Raw genomic sequence first — 25,582 nt, 5'->3', positions numbered from 1 at the left:
TCAGTCCTCCGGCAGGAACCCCGGAAGCCACTCCTCCAGCTCGTCCCGCAGCCGCACCGTCGCACCGAGCTGGCACAGCACCCCGATGGTGCTCAGCGTCACCCGGTGGATCAGCAGGTACGAGGGCGGCAGGTTGATCTGCCGGCCCAACTGGTGTGCGGGGGAGCGCGGATCGCCGATCCTGGCCGCCTGGCCGCGCAGCCACGGCCGGGTGAAGGTGAACTCCTCGGCCTCGGCGGGCTCGATGATCGGCTTCAGGTAGTCCAGCACCGCATCGGGATCCAGCTCGATGCTCTCCCGCACGAACCCCTCGTCGCGCAGGTGCCCGTAGACCCCCTCGGCGTCACCGTCCAGCGTCATCCGCAGCGACCTGCCGATGGGCTTGGGCCAGCCGCCGGGCAGCCGGTCCACCGTGCCGAAGTCCAGCACGCCCAGCCGCGTCCGCCCGTCGGCCCCCGATATCAGCCGGAAGTTGCCCGGGTGCGGATCCGCGTGCAGCAGCCCGGTGCGCGCGGGCCCCGAGAAGAGGAACCGGGCCAGCAGCTGGCCCGCGCGGTCACGCTCCTCCGGCGTGCCGTCCGCGATCACCTCCGACAGCGGGGTCCCGTCCATCCACTCGCTGACCAGCACCTGCTCGCCCTGGTGCACGACATCCGGGACGACCACGTCATCGTCGTCCACGAAGGCGTCCGCGTGGCTGCGCTGCGCCTCCGCCTCCAGCTCGTAGTCCAGCTCCTCCGCGACCCGGTCGCGGAGCTCCTTGATCAACGGCTTGATGTCCATGCCGGGGATCAGCGGGCCCAGCAACCCGGCGAACCGGCCCAGCTGTTTGAGGTCCGACAGCAGCGCCTCCCCGGCGCCCGGGTACTGGATCTTGACCGCCACCGGGCGGCCGTCGTGCCACACCGCCCGGTGCACCTGCCCGATCGAGGCGGCCGCGGCGGGCTTCTCCTCGAACTCCTCGAACAGGTCCCGCCAGTCCTCGCCGAGCCGCTCGGCCAGCACCTGGCGCACCGTCCCCGCGGGCAGCGGCGGGGCCGCCTCCTGGAGCTTGGTCAGCGCCGCCCGGTAGGGCCCGGCGACCTCCTCCGGCAGCGCCGACTCGAAGACCGACAGGGCCTGCCCGAACTTCATCGCACCGCCCTTGAGCTCACCGAGCGTGCGGAACAGCTGCTCGGCCGTGCGCTGCTGGAGCTCGCGCGCCACCAGCTCCGCCGACTTGCCCCCGATGCGCTTGCCGAGCCCCCAGGTGGCCCGGCCCGCGATACCGAGCGGCAGCGCGGCCAGCTTGACCGTGCGGGTGACCGCTTTCCGGGGAAGATCAGACACAACGCCCCTCCAGTTCCCAGACAGCTGTGCCGCGAGCGGCAGCTCAGGGATGTCCCCCGAACCTTCAGACACAGGCATCCTGTCATGGCCGTCCCGGCGGCCCCGGGGCAGGCGCCCGCCCGATCGTGGCGGGATCCTGCCGTCGCCGGACAGTGCCCGCCCCCATGGGACAGCATGGTTGCCCGGCAGCCGTTGCCGGCGGTGAGGGGGCTGTGGATGGCGGGGCGGGGACCTTCGAGGCAGGAACTGATCCGACGGCGCCGCTCCAACGGATTCATCGGACGGCAGGGGCAGGTCACGGGCTTCCGGGAGGCCCTCAAACAGCCCCTGGACGAGGCCGGGCAGTTCCTCTTCCACGTGCGCGGCCCGGCCGGCGTCGGCAAGTCCACCCTGGTGCGGCAGCTGGAGACGATCGCCCGCGAAGGGCAGGCGGTCACCGCCTGTGTGGACGAGGCGGCCGCGGACGCCGTCGAGGCGATGGAGGCCATCAGCGCGCAGCTCGCCCAGCAGGGCGCGCCGCTCAAGGCCTTCGACAAGCTGCTGACCACCTACCGCCAGCGCAGGCACGAGGCCGACGCCGGAGTCGCCGGGGCCGCCGCGGGCGCGGACCCGGCGGCCGGCGGGGCGCCCGCCCCGTCCCCGTCGAGCGTGATCGCCTCCCAACTGGGCCTGGTGGGGCTGGGCATGATCCCCGGTGTCGGCGCCTTCACCGGCGCGGTCGACCCGAACCAGGTCGCGGCCGGCGCGGACCGCGTCAAAGCGCTCCTCAGCACCCGGTTGCGCACCCACGGCGACGTCGAACTCGTGCTCTCCCCAATGGACGCCCTGACCCCGGTGTTCCTGGAGGAGCTCTCCGACGTCGCCCGCCGACACCCGTGGGTCGTGCTGTTCTTCGACACCTACGAGCGCACGGGACCGGTGCTGGACACCTGGCTCCGGGACGTACTGGTCAGCGAACGCCACGGGGAGCTGCCCGCGAACGTACTGGTCACCCTCGCCGGACAGTCCCGGCTGGCCGCCCGCTGCTGGGAGGACTGGTACGACCTGGTCACCGACTGGCCCCTTGAGGTGTTCACGGACGCCGAGGCCCGCCAGCTGCTCGCCGGAAAGGGAGTGACGGACGAGCGGGTCGTCGAGGTGATCCTGCGCCTGTCGGGGAGGCTGCCGGTCCTGGTCTCCACCCTCGCCGAGAGCCAGCCCGGCAGCGTGGAGGAGATCGGGGACCCCAGCGGCACCGCCGTCGAGCGGTTCCTGAAGTGGGAGGCCGATCCCGCCCGCCGGGCCGCCGCCCTGGCCTGCGCCTTCCCGCAGGAGCTGGACGAGGACGTCTTCCGCGCGGCGGTCGAGGAGGAGGCCGCCGAACTGTTCGGCTGGCTGCGCTCGATGCCCTTCGTCACCGACCGCTCGGGCCACTGCCGTTACCACGAGGTCGTCCGCGGTGCGATGCTCCGCCTCCAGCGCCGGCAGTCCCCGGCGCGCTGGGAGCAGTTGCACACCCGGCTGGCCGACGCGTTCGGGCGGCGCCGCGCGCGGCTGGAGGAAGCCGCCGCTCCGGCCGACGGCTGGTGGGAGGACGAGCGCTGGCGCGGCCACCGGCTCCAGGAGACCTACCATCGCCTGTGCGCCGACGCCCGCGCCGCTCTCCCGGCTGCCCTGCGGGAACTGCTCGACGCCTACGACCACGGCACGATCAGCCTGCGCCGCTGGGCCCAGACCCTGATCACGGCCGGCCGGGACTGCGACGAACCCGCCGTCACCGGCTGGGGCGAGCAGGTCATGGAGTCCCTGGGGGAGGAGCCGCACGACGAGATCGCCGTGCTGACCCTCCTCCTGGCCCGCGCCGGTCTCGACCCCGAGGGCCAGTCGCTGGCCCTGACCCTGCGGGGCAGGAACCACCGCAACGCGGACGCCTATCCGCAGGCCCTCGCCGACTACGAGTACGCCCTCGCCCTCGACCCGGAGAACGAGCGCGCCCACTTCGGCCGCGGCCGGACCCGTCATCTGACGGGGCGGCTGGACGAGGCGATCGCGGACTACACCCGCGCCGTCGAACTCGCGCCCGAGGACCTCACGAACGTCTCCTACCGGGGCCTCGCCCTCCAGGTCGCGGAGCGGTACGAGGAGGCCATCGCCGACTTCGACCGGAGCCTGGAGCTCAGGAGCGACTACGAGTGGGCGCTCACGAGCCGCGGCGCCACCTTCCGGCTGATGGGGCGGTACGAGGAGGCATTGGCCGACTTCAACCGCGCCGTCGACCTCGATCCCGGCAGCGCCTGGGCCCACGCCAGCAGAGGCGCCGCGTTCAACTCGATGGGGCGGTACGAGGAGGCGCTCGCCGACTTCGACCGCGCGATCGAGCTCAAGCCCGACTTCGACTGGCCGCTCGCCGGCCGGGGAGACGTCTACCGCTCCCTGGGCCGCCACGAGGAGGCGGTGGCCGAGTTCACGCGGGCCATCGCGCTCACACCGGACTACTGGTGGGCCCTCGCGGGCTGCGGATACTCCTACACCTCCCTGGGCCGCAACGAGGAGGCGGTGGCCGTCTTCACGCGGGCCATCGCGCTTGCCCCGGACGACCGCTGGGCCCTCGCCGGCCGCGGCGACGCCTACCGACGGCTGGGCCGTCCCGAGGAGTCCCTGGCCGACTTCGACCGCGCGATCGACATCGAGCTCACCTACTCCTGGGTCCTGGCCCGCCGGGGTGACGTCTACCGCTGCCTGGACCGGTACGGGGAAGCCGAAGCCGACTTCACCCGGGCGATCGCGCTCGATCCGGACGACGGCTGGGCGCTCACGCACCGCGGTATGACGCGGGCGATGCTGGATCGGCAGGATGAGGCCGTGGCCGACTACGACGCGGCCATCGGGCTCGATCCGGACGACGGCTGGGCCCTCGGCCACCGGGGCATGTCCCACCGGATGTCGGGTCGGTACGAGCAGGCGCTCGCCGATCTCGACCGGGCCGTGGAGATTGCCCCGGACGACTCCTGGCCGCTCACCAGCCGCGGTCTCCTGCACCGGCTGCTCGGCCACCACGACGCGGCGCTGGCCGACCTCACCCGCGCCCTCACCCTCGAACCCGACAACGCCTGGTCCCACTACGAGAGCGCGGTGGTGCTCCATGCCCTGCGGAACCCCGATCGCGACGGACACCTGACCCGGGTGGTCGAACTGCTCACGCCCGAGGCGGCCGAGGAGACCCCGGACCCGGCGGACGTGGGCAACCTCCTCCTCGCGCACTGCCTGTGGGACCGACGGGAGGCGGCCGAGCGCCACCTCGCCCGGTTCCTCGGGACCAGCCCGCCGCCCGGGCAGCTGCACGAGCTGCTCCTGGCCCTGCGCAGTCTGCTCCCGCTGGTCCCGGCCGCCGGGCCCTGGATCTCGGAGTTCTGCCGCACCGTCGAGGCGGCCCGCGCGGCGCCCGCCTAGCCACCTCCTCATGAGGGCACCGCCTGCTCCGAGGGGACGGCCGCAGCGCAGGGGCAGTCCCGGTGGGGGCGGACCGGTGAGGAGTCCCAGTGCAGGGCGGGCAGCGCCGCCTCCCAGCGGGTGGCCGTCGAGGCGGGGAGTTCCCCGTCGAGGAAGGACAGGGCATGGGCCGCGGCCAGGCCGGCCACCGCCGTGGACAGCCCCAGGTCACAGGCGGCGGCCGCGCGCCGCCGGTGCGCCGAACGCCACTGGACCAGCATCCGGGGCCAGGCCGGGTCCCGGTCGACCCGGTCGCGCTCCATGCACCCCGCGCAGGCCGTGGCGCCCGGGAGGACCAGGGGGCCCACCACCCCGGTGCCCTCCAGCACCCCCGCGTACAGATGCGGGGTGCCGGAGGCGATCCAGTCGGCCGCGCCGCCCGGATCCGGGGCCCAGGCCTGGAGCCCGTCCCTGGGGGCGACCACCACCAGGGCCAGCCCCGGCTCCGGCCCCTCGGCCTCGGCGGCCCGAGGCGCCCGCCCCGGGGCCGACTCCCGCACCAGCGCCCCCGCAGCCTCGGCCCGCAGCCGGCCCACGCAGCCCGGGCCCAGCCCGCCCGGCGCCACATCGGCCGCCTCCACCCGGCCCCCGTCCATCACATCGACCCGGCCCACCCCGGCCCCCGCCAGGACGGCGGCGATCAGCGCGCCCACCCGGCCGCTGCCGCGCACCTGCACCCGTATGGCCCGGCGGGCGGCGATCCCGCGCAAGTCCCCGCCGGGCTGCCGGCGCACCAGCGAGAGCGAGGCCAGGTCGGGCCCGAGCCGCTCCAGAGCCTCCGGCCGGCGCCGCACCTCCTGGGCGCGCGGTCCGCCCGCCGTGGCGTCATCGAGCAGCCCCGCCCCCGCCAGCCGCCGGACGAGCTCCGCCACCTGTCCCTCCGGCAGGCCCATCCCCGCCGCCTCCTTCCGCAGCAGCTCCATCCCCCGCGTGCCGTCGATCCGGTCGATCAGCGATCCCGTCGCCGTGTCCACCGGGCCGAGCACCACCGCGTGCGCGGGCGTCACCCCGAATTGCACCGTCTGAAGGTCCCGCCAGGCCCGGGCGAGCGCCGGCTTCACTTTCGGATACATGGCAATCCCCCTCGTACGAGAGCGGCCGACCGCCGCCCCAATTGCTCGTGCTCACAGCGTGCCCGTCCACCGCATTCGGTGCGGGAATTTGTCCACAGGCAAGGGGTATTAGGCATATGAGATGAAGAAAAGGGGTGTTTCCCGCGCGATCCCGCGCGTTCCCCCGCGACCGGCGAATCGATCATGATCGAAGGCCGCACGGGTGGCACTTCCGCCGCGACGAACGGGTACCTTCGGTGGCGTGTCCGCCGACCCTTCGCAGCGCGCCGTGGAAGTCCGCCGGAGCGCGCGCCGCCGCAGGACCGTATCCGCCTACCGTGAGGGTGACCGGACGGTCGTCCTGATCCCCGCCCGGATGTCCGAGGCGGAGGAACAGCGCTGGGTGGGCGTCATGCTCGACAAATTGGCCGCCCAGGAGAGCAAACGCACCCTCGGCGACACGGAACTCACCGAGCGGGCCGAGCGTTTGTCGGAGCAGTACTTCAGCGGCCGCGCCCGCCCCCGCTCGGTGCGCTGGGTCACCAATCAGAACACCCGCTGGGGCTCCTGCACCCCCGCCGAGGGCAGCATCCGGCTCTCGCACCGCCTCCAGGGCATGCCGGAGTACGTCGTCGACTACGTGCTGCTCCACGAGCTGGCCCACCTGCTCGTACCCGGCCACGGCCCCCGTTTCTGGGAGCTGCTGGAGGCCTACCCGCGCACCGAGCGGGCCCGCGGCTACCTGGAGGGAGTGGTCGCCGCCGAGCGCCTCCCCAAGGTCCCCGCGGCCCGGGAGGAATGACCCGGCGTAACGCAGAGTGATGTGTACCGGCTCGGTACCGACTTGGCCGGATGTCGGCAGGAGCCGTTAGCCTGGGCCGCACGCATTCACAGTCGGGATGGGGGACGGTCGTTACGTATGGCCAGGGAATTCCAGCGAGGTCACAAGGCCAAGATCAGCGATCTGACGGCGGGCACCGACCTGTACGTGGGCGTGTCGATCGCCGGGCCCGGACTCACCTTCGACATCAGCTGTTTCGGGCTCGACGCGAATGAGCAGCTGTCGGACGACCGTTACTTCGTCTTCTACAACCAGCCGAAGTCTCCGGAAGAGTCCATTCAGCAACTCGGCGCGCAGGCCGGTGACAGCGAATCCTTCCGGGTGACCCTCGACCGGATTCCGGCGGGCATTCACCGGCTCTCCTTCACCGCGTCCGTCGACGGCGACGGCCAGATGTCACAGATCGGTCCGGGCTACATCCGGATCGTGGCCGGCGGCGAGGAAGTCGTCCGCTACTCCTTCACCGGTTCAGAGTTCAGCACCGAGCGCGCGCTGATGATCGGTGACTTCTACCTGAAGGACGTATGGCGCTTCGCCGCCGTCGGCCAGGGTTTCGACGGCGGGCTCGCCGCGCTCCTGAAGAACTTCGGCGGCGAGGTCGCCGAGGAGGAGGCGGCGCCGGAGCAGCAGGTCCCGGCCCAGGCCACCGGTGCGCCCGGGTTCGCCCCGCCGCCGCAGGCCGCCGCCCCCGCGCCCTCCTTCGGCGCGCCCGCGCAAGCGCCCGCCCAAGCGCCCGCCCAAGCGCCCGCGCCCGCCGCGGCGTTCGCCGCCCCGCCCCAGCCCGCGGCCCACCAGCCCGCCGCCCCGCAGCAGCAGCCGGTGCACTCGGCCCCCACCATGGTCGGCCCGCTCACCACGCCCCCGGCCGCGCCGTACGGCCAGCCGCCGCACCCCCCGCAGCAGCCCGGACCGCCCTCCTACGGCCAGGTCCCGGGCCGCCAGCCCGGCTACGGCGGCCAGGTGCCGCCGCCCGCCCCGGCCCCCGCGCCGTACGGCCAGCAGCCCGCTTACGGCCAGCAGCCCCCGTACGGGCAGCAGCCCTCCTACGGCCAGCAGCCCCCGTACGGCCAGGCCCCGGGCCAGGCCCCGGGCCAGGTCCCCGGCCAGCAGCCCGCCGCCGGAGCCGGCCTCGCCGCCGCCCTCCAGCCGTACAAGGAGGCCCCCACCGGGGCCCGCTGGACCCCGCAGAACCAGCAGCTCATGCGGGTCGACCTGTCGATGGGCGGCCAGGCCGTCCTCGCCCGCCAGGGCAGCATGGTCCTGTACCAGGGCAAGGTGGACTTCAGCTACAAGGGCGCGGGCTTCGCCGGCCGCATCGTCGGCAACGCCACCGGCCAGGAGATGCAGCTGATGCGCTGCACCGGCCGCGGCCAGGTCTTCCTCGCCGAGACCGGCGCCCACCTGCACGCCATCGAGCTCCAGGGCGACGGGATCTGCGTCTCCGCCGAGAACGTGCTCGCCTTCGACGAGTCCCTCCAGCACGAGGTCCGCCGCATCGAGGGCCACGGCATCCCCGGCGGCGCCCTGTTCACGATGCAGTTCCAGGGCTCCGGCACGGTGATCGTCAAGACGCACGGCGTGCCCGTCGTCCTGCCCGTCACGCCGACCACCTTCGCCGACAGCAACGCCATCGTCGCCTGGTCCTCCGCCTCGCAGGTGATCATCTCCAGCCAGGTCCGGCTGCGGCGCAACGCCTACCCCGGCCACAGCGGCGAGACCGTGAACCTCCAGTTCCGCGGGGCGCCCGGCAACTTCATCGTCGTCCAGCCGTACGAGGTCTGAGGGAGCCCGTCATGAACGCAATGAACCAGCAGCTCGCGGGCTACGCCCCGACCCCCGTCACGGCCCGCATGGAGAACCACGGCCGGGCCATGCTCAAGGTCGCCATGCAGTCCGGCCAGGACCTCTTCGCGCGCACCGGCTCGATGGTCGCGTACGAGGGCTTCGTCCAGTACGAGCCGAACCCGCCCGCCGTCCGCCAGATGGCCTCGCAGTGGCTCACCGGCGAAGGCGCACCGCTGATGAAGTGCACCGGGGACGGCCTGCTCTACCTGGCCGACTACGGCGCGGACGTCGTCGTCATCAACCTCAACAACGACGCGCTCTCCGTCAACGGCACCAATCTGCTCGCCTTCGACGCGCACCTCCAGTGGGGCGTGGAGCGGGTCAAGGGCATGGCCAAGTTCGCCGGCCAGGGCCTGTTCAACGTGCAGATCTCCGGCACCGGATGGGTCGCGATCACCTCCCGCGGCACCCCGATCGTGGTCGACTGCGGCCGCGGCGAGGACGAGACGTACGTCGACCCGGACGCGCTCGTCGCCTGGTCGCCGAACCTCAAGGTCAAGGGCAAGCGCAGCTTCAAGGCCTCGTCGATGATCGGCCGGGGCAGCGGGGAGGCCTACCAGATGGCCTTCTCCGGCCAGGGCATCGTGGTCGTACAGCCCAGCGAGGACAGCACCGACCGGCTCCGGGCCCGGGGCTGAGGGGGAGAAGGCACATCATGCAGAGCTCACTTTTCGCCCACGCCGAGGCGCAGTCCCAGGAGCGGTACGCCGTCCAGAACCCGCAGCTGCTGCGGGTCTCGCTGACCGGCTCCGACGACGTCCTCGCCCGCAAGGGCGCGATGGTCGCCTACCAGGGCATCATCGACTTCGACGGCGAGTACCAGAGCGCCAATCAGCGGGGTGCCCGCCGCCGCACCGGCGAGGGCCTGGACCTGATGCGCTGCTCCGGGCAGGGCACGGTCTACCTGGCCAACCTCGCCCAGTACGTGCACGTCGTGGATGTGGACCAGGACGGCCTCACGGTCGACAGCAGCTACGTCCTGGCCCTGGACTCCACCCTGCACACCGAGGTCATCGCGGTGGACAGCCAGTACGGAATCTCCGGATCCGGCAAGTACCAGCTGAACATCACCGGCCGGGGCAAGGTCGCCCTGATGACCTCCGGGCAGCCGCTGATGATGCAGGTCACACCCGACAAGTACGTCAGCGCCGACGCGGACGCCATCGTCGCCTGGTCGACCTCGCTCCGGGTCCAGATGCAGGCCCAGACGCACTCCACGGGCGTGTGGCGGCGTCGCGGCAACACCGGCGAGGGCTGGGAGCTCAGCTTCCTCGGCACCGGCTTCGCGCTGGTGCAGCCCAGCGAGGCGCTGCCCCCGCAGAACGCCCAGCTCGGGCAGGGCATGGCCGCGCAGTTCGGCATGGGGCAGCAGGGAGCGCACGCCCAGAACCAGAACAACGCCTGGAACTGATTTTTTACGAGAACACCTGGAAGGGGCGCTCCCGCCGATGCGGGGCCGCCCCTTCCGTCCACTCCTCCACCCTTCGCCGGGGCGGTCCCTCAGAGCCGGGCCAGCGTCCCCTCCAGCAGGCGCACGACCGAGGTGTCGGCCACCGCCGCCACCGTCTCGTACGGGAACCAGCGCAGGTCCAGCGATTCCTCGCTGATCTCCGCGACCGCATCGGCCGGAGCCAGCGCCGCGTACTGGACGTCCAGGTGCCAGTTGCAGGGCGCCGGGATCGGGTGCCGGTCCAGCCGCACCGGCCCGCCCGGCAGCAGGTTGAGCCCGGACGCGATGCCGGACTCCTCGACGGCCTCGCGCAGCGCCGCCTCGGCGAGGGTGCTGTCCCCGGGCTCGCAGTGTCCGCCCATCTGCAGCCAGATGCCGAGCTTCTTGTGCAGGGTCAGCAGCACGCGCCGCCCCGCCGGGTCGATCACCAGAGCGCTGCCGGTGACGTGCCCCGCCTGGCAGGGCTTGTAGACCCCGTCCGGATGCGCGGCCAGGTGCTCCAGGTAGACGTCCCGCAGGGCGCGCTGCTCCTGATCCTGACCCTCGTACTTCTCCAGGACCAGGACCGTGTCGTCGTAGAGGCTCACTTCTGCTCTTCGCCCTCGCCGTCGCCCTGCTCGCCCTGCTTGCCCCGCTCGTGCTTCTGGGCGGCCTCGCCGAGCATCTTGTCGATCTCGGAGAAGTCCAGCTGCTCGCGGTGCACGAACCCGTCCGGGTCGTCCAGGTCGGAGGCCGTCGGCAGCATGTCCGGGTGCTCCCACAGGCCGTCCCGGCCGTCCACGCCGCGCGCGTCGGTGAGCGAGGCCCACAGCCGCGAGGCGTCGCGCAGCCGGCGCGGCCGCAGCTCCAGGCCGATCAGGGTCGCGAAGGTCTGCTCCGCCGGACCGCCCGAGGCGCGCCGCCTGCGCATGGTCTCGCGCATGGCGTCCGCCGAGGACAGACGGGGCTTGGCCGCCTCGTGCACGACGGCGTCCACCCAGCCCTCGACCAGCGCGAGCGCCGTCTCCAGGCGGGCCAGGGCGGCCTTCTGCTCGGGGGTGTCCTGCGGCTGGAACATGCCGCCCTGGAGCGCTTCCTGAAGCTGCTCCGGGTTCGACGGGTCGAGCTGGCCGACCACGTCCTCCAGCTTCGAGGTGTCGACGGTGATGCCGCGGGCGTAGCCCTCGACGGCGCCGAACAGGTGCGAGCGCAGCCACGGCACGTGCGCGAAGAGCCGGGCGTGCGCCGCCTCGCGCAGCGCCAGGTACAGCCGGACCTCCTCGGCGGGCACGCCGAGGTCCTTGCCGAAGCCGGCGATGTTCAGCGGCAGCAGCGCGGCCTTGCCGGCCGGGCCGAGCGGCAGTCCGATGTCGGTCGAGCCGACGACCTCACCCGCGAGGGTGCCCACGGCCTGGCCGATCTGCTGGCCGAACATGGCGCCGCCCATGGAGCGCATCATGCCGAGCAGCGGGCCCGCCATGGCCTGCATCTCCTCGGGCAGCACGCCGCCCATGGCCGCGCCGACGCGCTCGGCGACCGGGTCGACGAGTTCCTTCCACACCGGCAGGGTCGCCTCGACCCACTCGGCACGGCTCCAGGCGACGGCGGTGGTGGCGCCCGAGGGCAGCGAGGTCACCCCGTCCAGCCAGTGGTCCGCGAGGCGCACGGCCTCCTCGACGGCCGACCGCTCGGCGAGGCCGACGCTGGCGTCCTTCACGCCGTCCGGCGTGCCCTGGGCGACGGTCTGGCGGGCGATGTCCTTCGCCATGTCCCAGTTCACGGGACCGCCCTCGTAGCTCAGCATCTGGCCGATCTGCTGGAAGGCCGCGCCGAGGTCGTTCGGGTTCATGGAGCCGAACATCGCCGCGAACGGGTTGTCCGCACCTCCGAGGCCCGCGGGGCCGCCCGCGCCGCCCGGCAGCCCGCCGGCGAACCCGAACGGATTCGGGCCGCCCTGACCGCCCTGGTTGCCCTTCTTCTTGCCTTCGTCGCCGTCTTCCGGCTCCTCCGGCGGAAGGCCGAATCCGAATGGGGTGTCGCTCACGGGTTTCCTCGGCTCGTAGGGCCGTCGGCGGGTGCCGACGGGCAATGGTCCGACAACACCACCCAGCGTAGACACCACACCCGCTTCGGGGCTCGGTGCTCCGCCGGGTCCTGGGCTGCGGCAGGATGGACATCACCTGGTAGGTACGCGTTCACGCGCGTCCCCTACTGAAGACAACCGCTGGAGACGCCTGGTGAGTTCCCCAGATCCGCATGCGTTGGACAAGCACAGCCCGGACAAGCACAGCCGCGCGCCGCACGACGCCGAAATCCGCCCCGAGCACGGCGACGGCGCCCAGAGCGTTCGCCAGCCGCGAAATCCGGCGGGTCCCGCCCGCCGGGGCCCCGTGATCGCCGTCACCGGCGCCGCGGGCGGGGTCGGCGCTGCCCTGGTGAGCCGGCTGGTCGCCTCCGAGGAGGTCAAGGCGGTCGTCGCGATCGACGAGCGGCGGGGCGACTGCGCCGAGGCGCAGTGGCACGTCCTGGACGTACGGGACCCCGCGATCGCCGAGAAGCTGCGCGGCGCGGACGTGGTGGTCCACCTCGCGCTGGACCTCGACCTGGAGACGGACCCGGCGGCCCGTACGGCGTACAACGTGCGCGGCACCCAGACCGTGCTGACCGCCGCCGCCGCGGCCGGCGTGCACCGGGTCGTGCTGTGCACCTCGGCGATGGTCTACGGGGCGCTCCCGGACAACGACATCCCGCTCTCGGAGGACTCCGAGCTCCGCGCGACCGCCGAGGCGACCGGTCTCGCCGACCTCCTGGAGATCGAGCGGCTGGGCCGGCGGGCGCCGCGCGCGCACCCGGGCCTGAACGTCACGGTGATCCGCCCCGCGGTCCTGGTCGGCGGTACGGACACGGCGCTGACCCGGTACTTCGAGTCCCCGCGCCTGCTCGTGGTGGCGGGCTCCCGGCCGACCTGGCAGTTCTGCCACGTGGAGGACCTGGTCAGCGCCCTGGAGTACGCGGCGCTGGAGAAGGTCGAGGGCGAGCTGGCGGTCGGCTGCGAGGGCTGGCTGGAGCAGGAGGAGGTCGAGGAGCTGAGCGGCATCCGCCGCATGGAGCTCCCCTCGGCGGTGGCGCTGGGCGCGGCCGCCCGGCTGCACCGGATCGGCCTGACGCCGTCCCCGGCCGGGGACCTGGCGTACACGATGCACCCGTGGGTGGTCAGCGTGAGCGGGCTGCACGCGGCCGGCTGGCGGCCCCGCTGGACGAACGAGGAGGTGCTGGCCGAGCTCCTCCAGGAGGTCGCGGGCCGCCACACGGTCGCGGGCCGCCGGCTGGGCCGCAAGGACGCCGCCACGGCCGCCGGCGCCGCGGGCGCCACGGTCGCCCTCCTCGGCGCCGCCGCCGCGGTCCGCCGCGCGCGCCGCCGCCGCGGCATCTGACCCGGGGTGGAGGCCCCAGGGCCTCCAGGCTGCCCCCGGGCGTCGACCGGGGCCCCGGAGCCCCTGCCCGGGGGCTCCGGAACCTCACCTGGCGGCCCCCGGAGCCGCTCCCCGGCTCCCCGGTGGACTGGATCCTCACCCTGTGGGCCCTGGCGGCGGTCCCGGGTGCGGGAAGCCCCACCGGTGGGCACCGGAGCCCCTGCCAGCGCCCCGGATCCTCACCCTTGGGCTCGGGATCCTCGCCCCGGCGCTCCCGGCGCTCCCGGCGCTCCCGGCGCTGCTCCCGGGGGACCGGAGGCCCCGCCCGTGGGCACCGGAGCCTGTCCCCGGGGGTCCCGGGGGTCCCGGGGGTCCCCCGAGCCGCCCCGGCGGGGCCGGGGGTTCTGTAGGAGGCTCCATATCCGCAGGTCGTACACCCGGTCGAATCGGCTCTATCGCCGGGCGGGACGGGTGGTGCACGATGGCTGCATGGCACCGCATTTCGACCACCCCGGCGAGCAGGCCGCCCAGGACCCCGTCCGGCTGCTCGCGATCCGTGAGACCCCGCTCTCGCTCGACGAGGTCTTCAAGGCCGTCGGCGACGACGCGACGGGCGGTACGGCGCTCTTCGTCGGCACGGTGCGCAACCACGACGGCGGGGCGGACGTCGATGCGCTGGGCTACTCCTGCCACCCCTCCGCCGAGGCGGAGATGCGCCGCGTCGCCGAGCGCGTCGTGGCGAAGTACCCGGTCCGCGCGCTCGCGGCCGTGCACCGGACCGGGGACCTGGCCGTCGGCGACCTGGCGGTCGTCGTCGCCGTCTCCTGCCCGCACCGCGGCGAGGCCTTCGAGGCCTGCCGCATGCTGATCGACGACCTCAAACACGAGGTTCCGATCTGGAAGCACCAGCGGTTCTCCGACGGCACCGAGGAGTGGGTCGGGGCCTGCTGACCCCGGTGAAGCCCCCGCGTGCGGGGTTGCCCCCGCAAGGCGGTACCGTCACACCCGTTCGGCCGCGCAACACGCCCTCGATTTGCGTAACCCCCCTCCGGGCATGAGCGTTGAAGCCACCAACGACAGGTACTTTTCGGGGTAGGGAGGCAGGCCGATGGCGTCTCTGGCGTGGTTGCTGATTCCGCTCTTCGCCGCGATCGGGGCGGCGATATGGGGCAGCTGGGCGGCCCGCGACCGCACGCAAGGCGACATATCCGAGCTCGCGGGTTACGCGCGATTCCGCGAGGCGATGGACCGGTCCGACCGGTCCGAGTCGAGGGCTCCGGCAGCGAGGGCCACGGCGCATTCCGGTTCCGACGCCGTCTGAGCGTCCCGGGAGCGCGCCGGTGAGGATCCCCGCCGGTGAGAATCCCCTGAGAGTTCCGCGCACGGCGCTCGTACGGACCGGCCCCGGGGGCCGCCCGCCAGGGCAGTCCCGTACTGTCGATCCATGCCACGCCGCACTGCGACGATGCTCGCTTCCACCCTCATGCTGTTCGTGCTGTTCTGCACGGGGTTGTTCATCAAGGTCCCGTACGCCGAGATGAGCCCGGGCCCGACCGTGAACACGCTCGGGGACTCGCGCGGCGAGGCCGTCCTCAGCATCTCGGGGCGCAAGACGTACCGGACCAGCGGGCACCTGAACATGACCACGGTCCGCGTCACGGGCGCGGACTACGACATGAACCTGCTGGAAGCGGTGTACGGCTGGCTGGCCGGCGACAACATCGTCGTGCCGCACGACAACCTGTACCCGAACGGTAAGACGGACAAGGAGTCCACGCAGGAGAACGCCGAGGAGTTCAGCCAGTCGCAGGAGAGCGCCAAGGTGGCCGCCCTCAAGCAGCTCGGCATCCCGGTGAGCGCCCGCGTCGTGGTCTCCTCCGTCGTCAAGGCCAGCCCCTCCGAGGGCAAGCTGCACGCCGGCGACGTGATCCAGGCCGTGGACGGCACCCCGGTGAAGGAGCCCGGCGACGTCGCCAAGCTCGTCACCAAGCACAAGGCCGGCGAGCCCGTCGAGTTCACGATCGTGCCCGCCGCCGAGGCGGCCGAGGCCGAGCGCGCGCACCGTGAGCCCGGCGCCCCGACCAAGATCACGATCACCTCGGGCAAGGCGGAGGGCGACGGTCACGCCATCGTCGGCATCCGGGCGGGCACCGACCACACCTTCCCGTTCACGGTCGACATCAAGCTCGCGGACGTCGGCGGCCCGAGCGCCGGCCTGATGTTCGCGCTCGGCATCGTCGACAAGCTGACCCCCGAGGACCTGACCGGCGGGAAGTTCATCGCGGGCACCGGCACCATCGACGACGAGGGCAAGGTCGGCCCGATCGGCGGCATCCAGATGAAGACCATCGGCGCCCGCCAGGCCGGAGCCGAGTACTTCCTGACCCCGGCCGAGAACTGCGCCTCCGCCGCCGCCCACGTGCCCGACGGGCTCACCCTGGTGAAGGTCTCCACCATCGGCGACGCCACGAAGGCGCTGGAGAAGATCGGCAAGGGGGACACGGCCGGGCTGCCGCGCTGCGACAAGCCCTGACCGGCCCCCACGGCCGTACGGCGCGCCCTACGAGAAGGTCGCGGCCAGTGCCTCCGCCAGCCCGGGCACCAGGCCGCCGCCGGTGAGCACCTCGGTGGAGGAGTCCTTCTCGCGCAGCCGGACGGCGGACTCGCGCGACCCGTCGCGCAGGACGGCCACCGTCAGCCGCACCTCCTGGCGCTCCGGGTGCCCGGCGACCCACTTCGCCAGCTGCTTGTCACTGAGCCCCTCCGGTACGGAGGCCTCCGCGGACGGCGGCAGCATCAGCCGCTCCACCGTCAGCGCGCAGCCGGCGACCGACGGGGGCCACTGGATCGTGCCCAGGAACTTGTCGAGGGCGGTCCCGGCCGGCAGCTTGTCCTGCTCGATCGGGGTGAGGGAGGACTTGCCGGTGTCGTCCTGGTCGAGGCCGAGCTGGCTCGCCAGGCGCGGCTCCTGCCTGCGGAGCTTTGCGGTGTCGACGAGGGCGAACAGCCGGGCGGGCTGGTCCCAGCCCAGGCCGGCCGCGTACTCGTCGATCTCAAGGCAGGCACGGGTCAGCGGACTGGCCGCCATGGGAGTGCCGGGGGAAGGCGAAACGTTGGACATGGACAACATCCTGCCTCCTTTCCGACGGATACCGGGAACTGACTAAAGCCTCAGTAAGTTGCATGAGTGGGCCCTACGATCGGGGGCCCCGTTGAATACGAGACCCAGCGACTTTCAGAGGTGCGCACCTTGGCTTTCCAGATGCCGGACCGCGGCGGAGGCCCTTCGGGGCCACGGATGAGAGTCGGCCGCCCGTCCCGGCGTGCCCGCACTCTGCTGATGACCTTGGGTGTCCTGGCCGTTCTGGCCATGGCGTTCATCATGTTCGCGGGCTTCTGGACGGACTGGCTCTGGTTCCGCTCCGTGGACTACACCGTGGTCTTCACCACCACGCTGTGGACCAAGATCGGCCTGTTCGCCGTCTTCGGCCTGCTGATGGCGGGCGCCGTGGGCCTCAACATCTGGCTGGCGTACCGGCTGCGGCCGCCGCTCAGCGCGATGTCGATGGAGCAGCAGAGCCTCGACCGTTACCGGATGAGCATCGCGCCGTACAAGAGGTGGCTGCTCCTGGGCATCGCCGCGCTCGTCGGCATGATCGCGGGAGCCTCGGCGGCGGGCCAGTGGAAGACCTGGCTCATGTATGTGAACGGGGTGCCCTTCGGCACGAAGGACCCCCAGTTCAAGATGGACGTGTCGTTCTACACGTTCGACCTGCCCTGGTACCGCTTCCTGCTCGGCTTCGGCTTCGCCGCGGTCGTCCTGTCGGTGATCGCCGCCGCCGTCGTGCACTACCTCTACGGCGGACTGCGCGTGACCAGCCCGGGCGCCCGGGCCACCGACGCGGCGACGGGGCACCTGTCGGTGCTGCTCGGCCTCTTCGTCGCCTTCAAGGCGGTCGCGTACTGGCTCGACCGGTACGGGCTGGCGGTCAAGTCCAGCGACTTCAAGGCCGCCGACAACTGGACCGGCCTGCGGTACGTGGACGCCAATGCCTACCTGCCCGCCAAGACGATCCTCGTCGCGATCGCAGCGATCTGCGCCGTGCTGTTCTTCGCGACGCTGTGGCGCCGCGCCTGGCAGCTGCCGGTCATCGGCTTCGGCCTGATGGTGCTCTCGGCGATCCTGATCGGCGGGCTCTACCCGGCGATCGTGCAGAAGTTCCAGGTCCAGCCGAACGAGCAGGCCAAGGAATCCCCGTACGTCCAGAAGAACATCAAGGCGACGCGCGACGCCTACGGGATCGCCGGCTCCGAGGTCTCGGACTACCCGGGCGTGCCGCAGACGGACGACAAGACCAAGCTGCGGCAGGCGGCCGACACCACGGCCAGCGTCCGGCTCCTCGACCCGAACATCGTGTCCCCGGCCTTCCAGCAGCTCCAGCAGGTCAAGGGCTACTACGCCTTCCCGTCCACGCTCGCCGTGGACCGGTACAGCGGCCAGGACACCGTCATCGGGCTCCGTGAGCTGAACATCGGCGGCATCCCGAAGAACAACTGGATCAACGACCACTTCAAGTACACGCACGGCTACGGCGTGGTCGCGGCCAAGGGCACCACCGTGAAGGACGGCGCCCCCGACTTCACCCAGTCCGACCTGCCCTCCAGGGGCATGTTCGGCACCGACTTCGAGCAGCGCATCTACTACGGCGAGCGGACGAAGCAGTACTCGATCGTCGGCGGCCCGCAGAAGGAGCTCGACTACTCCGACGACAAGGGCGAGAAGGAGACGAGCTACCAGGGCAAGTCCGGGGTCAACCTGGACAACCCGGTCAACCGCGCCGCGTACGCGCTCGCCTTCAGCGAGCCGCAGATCCTGTACTCGGGCGCCATCGGCGAGGGCTCGCGGATCCTGTACAACCGCACGCCCAAGGAGCGCGTCGAGGCCGTCGCGCCGTGGCTGACCATCGACGGCGCGCCGTACCCGGCCGTCGTCGACGGGAAGGTCGTCTGGATCGTCGACGCGTACACGACCACGAACGGTTACCCGTACGCCTCGCGCACCACGCTGGGCGACACGACCGCGGACTCGCTGACCAACAGCCAGCGCGCGGTGGTGGCGCAGGAGAACCAGGTCAACTACATCCGGAACTCGGTGAAGGCCACCGTCAACGCCTATGACGGCACGGTCAACCTGTACCAGTGGGACACCAAGGACCCGGTCCTGAAGACCTGGATGAAGGCGTTCCCGGGCACCGTGAAGCCCAAGAGCGACATCTCCAAGGCGCTCATGGACCACCTGCGCTACCCGCAGGACCTCTTCAAGGTCCAGCGCGAGCTGCTCACCCGGTACCACGTCACCGACCCGCAGACCTTCCTCAGCGGCAGTGAGGCCTGGGCCGTCCCGGACGACCCGACGGCCAAGGCGGGTACGGCGCTGCCGCCGTACTACCTGTCGATGAAGATGCCGGGCCAGCAGGAGAAGGACCAGGTCTTCTCGCTCACCACGACGTTCACGCCGAACGAGCGGCCCAACCTGAGCGCCTACATGGCGGTCAACGCGGATCCGGGCACCCCGGATTACGGGAAGATCAGAATCCTGAAGCTGCCGACGAGCAAGCCCGTCGACGGCCCCAAGCAGGTGCAGAGCAAGTTCCAGTCGGAACCGAAGATCGCCGAATCCATCCGCCTGCTGCGCGGTGGCGACTCCGAGGTCGAGTACGGGAACCTGCTCGCGGTACCGCTCGAAGGCGGGATGCTCTACGTGGAGCCGGTGTACGTGCGCAGCTCCACGCTGAAGTACCCGCTGCTGCGCAAGGTGCTGGTGACCTACGGCAACCAGACGGCCTTCGAGGACACCCTGGACAAGGCGCTGAACGTGGTCTTCGGTGCCGAGGCGCCGACCACGCCCGTGCCGCCGCAGCAGCCGCCGGGCGAGGGCACCGTCACACCGCCGACCGCGCAGAACCCGACCGTCAAGGCGGCCCTGGACGACGCGACGAAGGCCATCGACGCCGCCGAGAAGGCCCGTCAGGCCGGCGACTGGGCGGCCTACGGCAAGGCCCAGGACGAGATCAAGGCCGCGCTGCAGCGGGCGATCGAGGCCGAGGCGAAGGCGACGGCGCCCAAGACGGGCGGCTAGGCCGGGGCTGGACCGCCCGCCGGTCCCTTGGTAATGGCTCCGTCCCGCGTCGTGATACTGTGGTTTCACCGACGCGGGGTGGAGCAGCTCGGTAGCTCGCTGGGCTCATAACCCAGAGGTCGCAGGTTCAAATCCTGTCCCCGCTACTGAAGATGAAGGCCCGGATCCATGGGATCCGGGCCTTCGTCATGTCCGGGGCGGACGTGGTTTCACGACGTGGGGTAGCTGGGGCGGGTGAGTTGGGGCAAGACCGTGTTTGACTTGTCTCCCTGTGGGCATGTCGACAAAACGCTGTAGTGACCTCACTGGCTGCGACATACCAGGTGTACGCGGGTAGCAGGTGATGCGACGATGGGATTTATGGGGGACAGGTCAACTCTGCTGGAGACAGGGCGGTTTGTGAGGGCGGAGGCCGAGCCGGACGCGGGTGCCGTGGAGGAGGCTCAGACCGTTAACGCGCAGACCGCACTGACCGATGCGGATTTCGCGGATGAGGCGTTCGTCGAGGCGGACGCGGCGAGCGACGCCGAGCTCGAAGCCCGGCACCGGGTGGCCGCCGACAAGGGGGACGCGGGTGCCATGAGCGTGCTCGGCGCCCTGCTGCTGCGCCGCGGCGACCTGGCCGGGGCTGAGCCCTACCTGCGCGGCGCCACCGCGGAAGGGGACCGCGCCGCCGCGAACAACCTGGGCGTGCTCCTGCACCAGCGCGGCTACCCCGACGAGGCGGCCGGCTGGTGGCGGGTCGCCGCCGTCGCCGGATCCGCCCCGGCCGCGCACGCGCTGGGCCGCCACTACCGCGAGCGGGGGGACGAGCCGGCCGCCGAGTACTGGATGCGCCAGGCGGCGGAATCCGGCCACGCGCTCGGCGCGTACGGGCTGGCCGACCTGCTGGAGCACCGCGGCGACAAGGGCGTCGAGCGGTGGTTCCGGGCCGCCGCCGAACAGGGGCACCGCGAAGCGGCGTACCGGCTGGCCCGGCACCTGCGCAAGGGCGACCCGGCCGAGGCCGAACAGTGGTACAGACAGGCCGCCGCGCGCGGGCACCGGCGCGCCGCGCTGCACCTGGGCGCGCTGCTGGAGGCGCGCGGCGAGCTGAAGGAGGCCGGGCGCTGGTACCTGACCTCCGCCAAGCAGGGCGAGGCGCGCGCGGCGTGCGCGCTCGGTTTCCTGCTGCGCGACGCCGGGGACGAGGAGAGCGCGGCCGCCTGGTGGCACCGGGCCGCGCAGGACGGCGACGGCAATGCGGCGAACGCGCTGGGCGCCCTGCACGCGGCGCGCGGGGAGACCCAGACCGCCGAGCGCTGGTACCGGGCCGCGATGGACGCGGGCGACCAGAACGGGGCGTACAACCTCGCGCTGCTGTGCGCGGCGCAGGAGCGGACCGCGCAGGCCGAGCAGTGGTACCGGCGCGCGGCGTACGCGGGGCACCGCGAGGCCGCCAACGCGCTGGCGATCCTGCTCCTCCAGGGCGGCGACGCGGCGGGCGCGGAGCCGTGGTTCTCCAAGGCGGCGGAGGCGGGGAGCGTCGACGCCGCGTTCAACCTCGGCATCCTGTTCGCCAGTCGCGACGAGGACCGGACGGCGCTGAAGTGGTACGAGCGGGCCGCGTCGGCCGGGCACACCGACGCGGCGCTCCAGGTCGGGATCGCGCTGGTCCGGGACGGGGAGGAGCGCGCCGCCGAGCGGCACCTGCGGTGCGCGGCGGGCGGCGGCAGTGCGGAGGCCGCGTTCCGGCTGGCCTCCCTGCTGGAGTCGCTGGCCCCGGCGCCGGAGCCGGTGGCGCTGGGCGAGCCCGCGGGCGGCGTCGCGCGCACCGAGAGCGAGGAGTGGTACGAGCGGGCGGCCGAGCAGGGGCACCGGCGGGCGCAGGTCCGGGTCGGGATGCTGGCCGCCGCGCGGGGCGACCTGGCGGTCGCGGCGCGGTGGTACCGGGAGGCGGCGGAGGCCGGCTCCCGCAACGGGGCGTTCAACCTGGGGCTGCTGCTGGCCCGGGAGGGGAACGAGCCGGAGGCGGCCCTGTGGTGGACCCGGGCGGCGGTGGCCGGGCACGGCCGGGCCGCGCTGCGGCTGGGGCTGCTGGCGGCGCGGCACGGGGACCTGGCGGAGGGGCAGAAGTGGTGCGTGCGGGCCATGGAGCTGGGGCCGGCCGAGGTCTCGGAGCGGGCCGCCCGGTTGCGCGACGCGCTGGCGGAGGAACTCTCGGCCTGAGCCGGCTGCTGCCGGCCCGGCCGGCCGGCCTGCCGCCCGCCTGGCCTGCCCGGATGCCGTCCGTTAAGCGATTTGCATCTGCTGGCAGCGTCCCCGTACAGTTGGGTTTACCGACGCGGGGTGGAGCAGCTCGGTAGCTCGCTGGGCTCATAACCCAGAGGTCGCAGGTTCAAATCCTGTCCCCGCTACTGAAGTACTCAGGGCCCGGATCCAATGGATCCGGGCCCTGAGTCGTTGGCCCGTGGAAATTTGGCCGTGGAAATTTGGCCCGTGAGAAGTCGGGCGGCACGAAGGGGCCCCGGGAGCGATCGCTCCCGGGGCCCTTTTTCGCGTGCTCGGCGGCCAGGCGCTACGCGCAGTTCGGGCAGAGGCCGCGGTACGTCATCTCGACGCCCGACACCGTGAAGCCGAAGCGCTCCGAGTCGGGGAGGTCGGCCAGCGGGTTGCCGGCCGGGTGGACGTCTCGGATCGCGCCGCACTTGGCGCAGACCAGGTGCTGGTGCGGGCGGTGCGCGTTCGGGTCGTACCGCTTCGCGCGCCGGTCCGTGGACACCTCCAGGACCTCGCCGAGGGTCACGAGCTCGCCGAGCGTGTTGTAGACCGTCGCCCGGGAGATCTCCGGCAGCTTGGCCACGGCGCGCGCGTGCACCTCGTCGGCCGTCAGGTGTACGTGGTCACCGTCGAGCACCTCGGCCACGACGCGCCGTTGTGCGGTCATGCGCCATCCGCGTCCGCGAAGTCGTTCCAGCAGGTCACTCATACCCGCCAGCCTAACAGCGCGGCGATCCCGTGTAGAAGTCGAAGCAGTGTGGAATTGGATACCAGCTTGACTTAGACAAAGTCCATCGTAGGATCGATTACGGCACACGCCAAGGACAGGTGCAGGTGGCAGGAATGACGCAGGAGGCGCACGTGACGCAGGGACCGCTCACCACGGAGGCCGGGGCTCCGGTCGCAGACAACCAGAACAGCGAGACCGCCGGCATCGGCGGGCCCGTTCTCGTCCAGGACCAGCTGCTCCTCGAAAAGCTCGCCCACTTCAACCGCGAGCGCATCCCGGAGCGCGTGGTGCACGCCCGCGGCGCCGGTGCGTACGGCACCTTCACGCTGACCCGGGACGTCTCCCAGTGGACCCGCGCGAAGTTCCTGTCCGAGGTCGGCAAGGAGACCGAGACCTTCCTGCGCTTCTCCACCGTCGCAGGCAACCTCGGCTCGGCCGACGCCGTGCGCGACCCCCGCGGCTGGGCGCTGAAGTTCTACACCGAGGAGGGCAACTACGACCTCGTCGGCAACAACACCCCGGTGTTCTTCATCAAGGACGCCATCAAGTTCCCTGACTTCATCCACACCCAGAAGCGCGACCCGTACACGGGCTCGCAGGAAGCCGACAACGTGTGGGACTTCTGGGGCCTGAGCCCCGAGTCCACCCACCAGGTGACCTGGCTCTTCGGCGACCGCGGCATCCCCGCCTCCTACCGCCACATGAACGGCTACGGCTCGCACACGTTCCAGTGGAACAACGAGGCGGGCGAGGTCTTCTGGGTCAAGTACCACTTCAAGACCGACCAGGGCATCAAGAACCTCACCCAGGCCGAGGCCAACGTCCTCGCAGGCGAGGACCCGGACTCCCACCAGCGCGACCTGCGCGAGTCCATCGAGCGCGGCGACTTCCCGAGCTGGACCGTGCAGGTCCAGATCATGCCGGCGGCCGAGGCGGCCCAGTACCGGTTCAACCCGTTCGACCTCACCAAGGTGTGGCCGCACGAGGACTACCCGCCGATCGAGATCGGCAAGCTGGAGCTCAACCGCAACCCGGAGAACGTCTTCGCCGAGGTCGAGCAGAGCGTCTTCTCCCCGGCGCACTTCGTCCCCGGCATCGGTCCCTCCCCGGACAAGATGCTCCAGGGCCGGCTCTTCGCGTACGGCGACGCCCACCGCTACCGCGTCGGCATCAACGCCGACCACCTGCCGGTGAACCGCCCGCACGCCACCGAGGCGCGCACCCACTCCCGCGACGGCGCCCTCTACGACGGCCGCCACAAGGGCGCGAAGAACTACGAGCCGAACAGCTTCGGCGGCCCGTTCCAGAGCGACCGTCCGCTGTGGCAGCCCATCGCGGTCACCGGCGGTACGGGCGACCACGCCGCCCCGGCGCACTCCGAGGACACCGACTTCGTGCAGGCGGGCGACCTCTACCGGCTGATGTCCGAGGAGGAGAAGTCGCGCCTGGTCGAGAACCTGTCCGGGTTCATCGCCAAGGTCTCCCGCGACGACATCGCCGAGCGGGCGATCGACAACTTCCGTCAGGCCGACGGGGACTTCGGCAAGCGTCTGGAGGCCGCGGTCCAGGCCCTCCGCGGCTGAGCATCCGCACGCGCCGAGGGCCGAGGGGCCGGACCCGCCCGGGGTCCGGCCCCTCGGCCTGCGCGGTCAGGCGGCCAGGCGCCGGGCGGCTACGCGGCCACGCGGCTGCGCCGGGCGGGTACCCAGCAGCGGATGATGTCGCGTACGGAGACGATGCCCACCGGGCCGCCGTCCTCCAGCACGATCAGGTGCCGGAAGCCGCCGTGCGCCATGGCCTCGGCGGCTTCCTGGAGCGTTGCCTCCGGGGTGCAGAAGACGACGTTGTTGGTGGTGTGGGCGCCCACGGACTCCCGGTCGGGATCGTGGCCGGCGCCGATCGAGTTGAGGATGTCGCGCTCGGTCAGGATGCCGATGCCGCTGTGTTCGGGATCGAGGACGACGGCGGCGCCGACGCGCCGGCCGGACATCAGGCAGGCCGCCTGACGGAGGGAATGGGCGGGTCCGAGGGTGAGGATCACGGTGCTCATGGCGTCGCGGACGAGCATGAAGGGAGCCACCTCCTGGGTGAGCCGTCCGCCTCGCACTTAGAGAAGGGCTTCACAAGCGCACAAGCGGGCGGATCCTCAGATTCCCACGAACACGGAGGGTCATCAAGAGGGCGCGCTCAGCACGCGCTCGGCACGCGCGTGCCAAGGGAGCGCACGGGCCGCGCGTCAGGCGCGCGGGCGCAGGTGCCCCAGCATCTCCTCGTGCAGCAGCCCGTTGGACGCCGCCGCGTTGCCGCCGTCCACCCCGTCGGCCCCGTCCAGGCTGGTGAAACGGCCGCCCGCCTCCTGGACCACGACCGCGAGGGCCGCCATGTCCCACAGGTTCAGCTCCGGCTCGGCGCACAGGTCCAGCGAGCCCTCCGCGACCATCATGTACGGCCAGAAGTCGCCGTACCCCCGCGTGCGCCAGCAGGCCCGGGTCAGCTCCAGGAACCCGGGGAGCCGGCCCTGCTCCTCCCAGCCGGTCAGCGAGGAGTACGCGAAGGAGGCGTCGCCCAGGGAGCCCACCTTCGAGACGCCGAGCCGCACCGGGTCGCCGCCCAGCGCGCCGCCCGCGAACGCGCCCCCGCCCTGCGCCGCCCACCAGCGGCGGCCGAGCGCCGGCGCGGAGACCACGCCGACCACGGGACGGAAGACCCCGTCCGCGCCCTCGGCCATCAGGGAGATCAGGGTCGCCCAGACGGGGACGCCGCGCACGTAGTTCTTCGTACCGTCGATGGGGTCCACGACCCAGCGGCGCGGGCCGGAGCCCTCCAGGCCGTACTCCTCGCCCAGGATGGCGTCGTCCGGCCGCGCGGCCAGGATCCCGGCCCGGATGATCTCCTCCGCGGCCCGGTCGGCCTCGCTCACCGGCGTCATGTCCGGCTTGGTCTCGACCTTGAGGTCGAGGGCGCGGAAACGCCGCGTCGTGGCGGCGTCCGCCGCGTCGGCGAGTTCGAGGGCAAGGCGCAGATCATCGTCATACTCGGGCATGGCCGAACAGTATCGGGACTGCCCCGGCCCGGCG

Annotated in this window: 20 protein-coding genes and 2 tRNA genes; 14 read left to right on the top strand and 8 right to left on the bottom strand. The window is 72.2% G+C overall.

Annotation, left to right across the window (positions count from 1 at the left end; translation table 11 throughout):
* Entirely contained in the window at positions 1-1,329 is a 1,329-nt protein-coding gene (locus tag IE248_RS02535) for an ABC1 kinase family protein (protein WP_037793258.1), read from the bottom strand.
* Between the two features lie 216 nt (positions 1,330-1,545).
* Here IE248_RS02535 and IE248_RS02530 point away from each other — a divergent pair, with 216 nt between their 5' ends.
* Positions 1,546-4,758: a tetratricopeptide repeat protein gene (locus tag IE248_RS02530; RefSeq protein ID WP_190029866.1), complete on the top strand. Its 3,213-nt coding sequence runs from the start codon at positions 1,546-1,548 to the stop codon at positions 4,756-4,758.
* An 8-nt stretch (positions 4,759-4,766) separates the two neighbouring features.
* Here IE248_RS02530 and IE248_RS02525 read toward each other — a convergent pair whose 3' ends face one another.
* Entirely contained in the window at positions 4,767-5,870 is a 1,104-nt protein-coding gene (locus tag IE248_RS02525) for a ThiF family adenylyltransferase (protein ID WP_190029865.1), read from the bottom strand.
* 241 nt (positions 5,871-6,111) lie between these two features.
* On the opposite strand from IE248_RS02525, the gene IE248_RS02520 reads away from it, so the two are divergent.
* The 4 genes from IE248_RS02520 to IE248_RS02505 all read left to right on the top strand — a co-directional run bounded on the left by IE248_RS02520 (position 6,112) and on the right by IE248_RS02505 (position 9,946).
* Complete coding sequence (locus IE248_RS02520) at positions 6,112-6,651, top strand: M48 metallopeptidase family protein (protein WP_229895094.1); 540 nt, start codon at positions 6,112-6,114, stop codon at positions 6,649-6,651.
* Positions 6,652-6,768: 117 nt separating this feature from the next.
* Positions 6,769-8,472 carry a TerD family protein gene (locus IE248_RS02515; RefSeq protein ID WP_190029864.1) on the top strand — a complete coding sequence of 568 codons (1,704 nt, stop codon included), beginning with the start codon at positions 6,769-6,771 and terminating at the stop codon, positions 8,470-8,472.
* 20 nt (positions 8,473-8,492) lie between these two features.
* The gene (locus tag IE248_RS02510; protein ID WP_008741483.1) at positions 8,493-9,173 is read left to right on the top strand and encodes an AIM24 family protein; all 681 of its coding nucleotides are present in this window, start codon (positions 8,493-8,495) and stop codon (positions 9,171-9,173) included.
* A 17-nt stretch (positions 9,174-9,190) separates the two neighbouring features.
* Positions 9,191-9,946 (top strand): AIM24 family protein, encoded by a 756-nt coding sequence (locus IE248_RS02505; RefSeq protein WP_073798207.1) that lies wholly within the window; start codon positions 9,191-9,193, stop codon positions 9,944-9,946.
* Between the two features lie 89 nt (positions 9,947-10,035).
* On the opposite strand, the gene IE248_RS02500 is transcribed toward IE248_RS02505, so the two are convergent.
* The gene (locus IE248_RS02500; RefSeq protein ID WP_190029863.1) at positions 10,036-10,572 is read right to left on the bottom strand and encodes an NUDIX hydrolase; all 537 of its coding nucleotides are present in this window, start codon (positions 10,570-10,572) and stop codon (positions 10,036-10,038) included.
* Positions 10,569-12,008 (bottom strand): zinc-dependent metalloprotease, encoded by a 1,440-nt coding sequence (locus tag IE248_RS02495; RefSeq protein ID WP_008741486.1) that lies wholly within the window; start codon positions 12,006-12,008, stop codon positions 10,569-10,571. Before IE248_RS02495 ends, IE248_RS02500 begins: the two co-directional genes overlap by 4 nt.
* 268 nt (positions 12,009-12,276) lie before the next feature.
* On the opposite strand from IE248_RS02495, the gene IE248_RS02490 reads away from it, so the two are divergent.
* The 4 genes from IE248_RS02490 (at position 12,277) to IE248_RS02475 (ending at position 15,910) form a co-directional block, all read left to right on the top strand.
* A complete protein-coding gene (locus tag IE248_RS02490) occupies positions 12,277-13,398 on the top strand; it encodes an SDR family oxidoreductase (protein WP_037799844.1) in 1,122 nt (373 codons plus the stop codon).
* A gap of 468 nt (positions 13,399-13,866) precedes the next feature.
* Complete coding sequence (locus tag IE248_RS02485; protein WP_008741488.1) at positions 13,867-14,328, top strand: molybdenum cofactor biosynthesis protein MoaE; 462 nt, start codon at positions 13,867-13,869, stop codon at positions 14,326-14,328.
* A gap of 157 nt (positions 14,329-14,485) precedes the next feature.
* Positions 14,486-14,698, top strand: a complete 213-nt coding sequence (locus IE248_RS02480; RefSeq protein WP_008741489.1) for a hypothetical protein — start codon at positions 14,486-14,488, stop codon at positions 14,696-14,698.
* A gap of 123 nt (positions 14,699-14,821) precedes the next feature.
* On the top strand, positions 14,822-15,910 hold the full coding sequence (locus IE248_RS02475; RefSeq protein WP_073798209.1) for a YlbL family protein: 1,089 nt from the start codon (positions 14,822-14,824) through the stop codon (positions 15,908-15,910).
* Positions 15,911-15,937: 27 nt separating this feature from the next.
* On the opposite strand, the gene IE248_RS02470 is transcribed toward IE248_RS02475, so the two are convergent.
* The gene (locus tag IE248_RS02470; RefSeq protein WP_037793263.1) at positions 15,938-16,498 is read right to left on the bottom strand and encodes a PPA1309 family protein; all 561 of its coding nucleotides are present in this window, start codon (positions 16,496-16,498) and stop codon (positions 15,938-15,940) included.
* A gap of 141 nt (positions 16,499-16,639) precedes the next feature.
* Here IE248_RS02470 and IE248_RS02465 point away from each other — a divergent pair, with 141 nt between their 5' ends.
* The 4 genes from IE248_RS02465 to IE248_RS02450 all read left to right on the top strand — a co-directional run bounded on the left by IE248_RS02465 (position 16,640) and on the right by IE248_RS02450 (position 21,912).
* Positions 16,640-19,516, top strand: coding sequence for a UPF0182 family membrane protein (locus tag IE248_RS02465; RefSeq protein ID WP_047960682.1), 2,877 nt, complete (start codon positions 16,640-16,642; stop codon positions 19,514-19,516).
* Between the two features lie 72 nt (positions 19,517-19,588).
* Positions 19,589-19,662: transfer RNA gene (locus IE248_RS02460), tRNA-Met, on the top strand.
* Between the two features lie 214 nt (positions 19,663-19,876).
* Complete coding sequence (locus IE248_RS02455) at positions 19,877-21,724, top strand: tetratricopeptide repeat protein (protein WP_037793267.1); 1,848 nt, start codon at positions 19,877-19,879, stop codon at positions 21,722-21,724.
* Positions 21,725-21,838: 114 nt separating this feature from the next.
* Positions 21,839-21,912: transfer RNA gene (locus IE248_RS02450), tRNA-Met, on the top strand.
* Positions 21,913-22,073: 161 nt separating this feature from the next.
* On the opposite strand, the gene IE248_RS02445 is transcribed toward IE248_RS02450, so the two are convergent.
* On the bottom strand, positions 22,074-22,484 hold the full coding sequence (locus tag IE248_RS02445; RefSeq protein ID WP_190029862.1) for a Fur family transcriptional regulator: 411 nt from the start codon (positions 22,482-22,484) through the stop codon (positions 22,074-22,076).
* A gap of 134 nt (positions 22,485-22,618) precedes the next feature.
* Here IE248_RS02445 and IE248_RS02440 point away from each other — a divergent pair, with 134 nt between their 5' ends.
* Positions 22,619-24,088, top strand: a complete 1,470-nt coding sequence (locus IE248_RS02440) for a catalase (protein WP_190030063.1) — start codon at positions 22,619-22,621, stop codon at positions 24,086-24,088.
* Positions 24,089-24,177: 89 nt separating this feature from the next.
* Here IE248_RS02440 and IE248_RS02435 read toward each other — a convergent pair whose 3' ends face one another.
* Complete coding sequence (locus IE248_RS02435; protein WP_008741496.1) at positions 24,178-24,573, bottom strand: CBS domain-containing protein; 396 nt, start codon at positions 24,571-24,573, stop codon at positions 24,178-24,180.
* Between the two features lie 168 nt (positions 24,574-24,741).
* The gene (hisN, locus tag IE248_RS02430) at positions 24,742-25,548 is read right to left on the bottom strand and encodes a histidinol-phosphatase (protein WP_073773146.1); all 807 of its coding nucleotides are present in this window, start codon (positions 25,546-25,548) and stop codon (positions 24,742-24,744) included.
* Between the last annotated feature and the right edge of the window lie 34 nt (positions 25,549-25,582).

Source organism: Streptomyces goshikiensis, assembly GCF_014650555.1.
Lineage (GTDB): Bacteria > Actinomycetota > Actinomycetes > Streptomycetales > Streptomycetaceae > Streptomyces > Streptomyces goshikiensis.
This window is presented reverse-complemented; position numbering and strand designations above follow the sequence as displayed.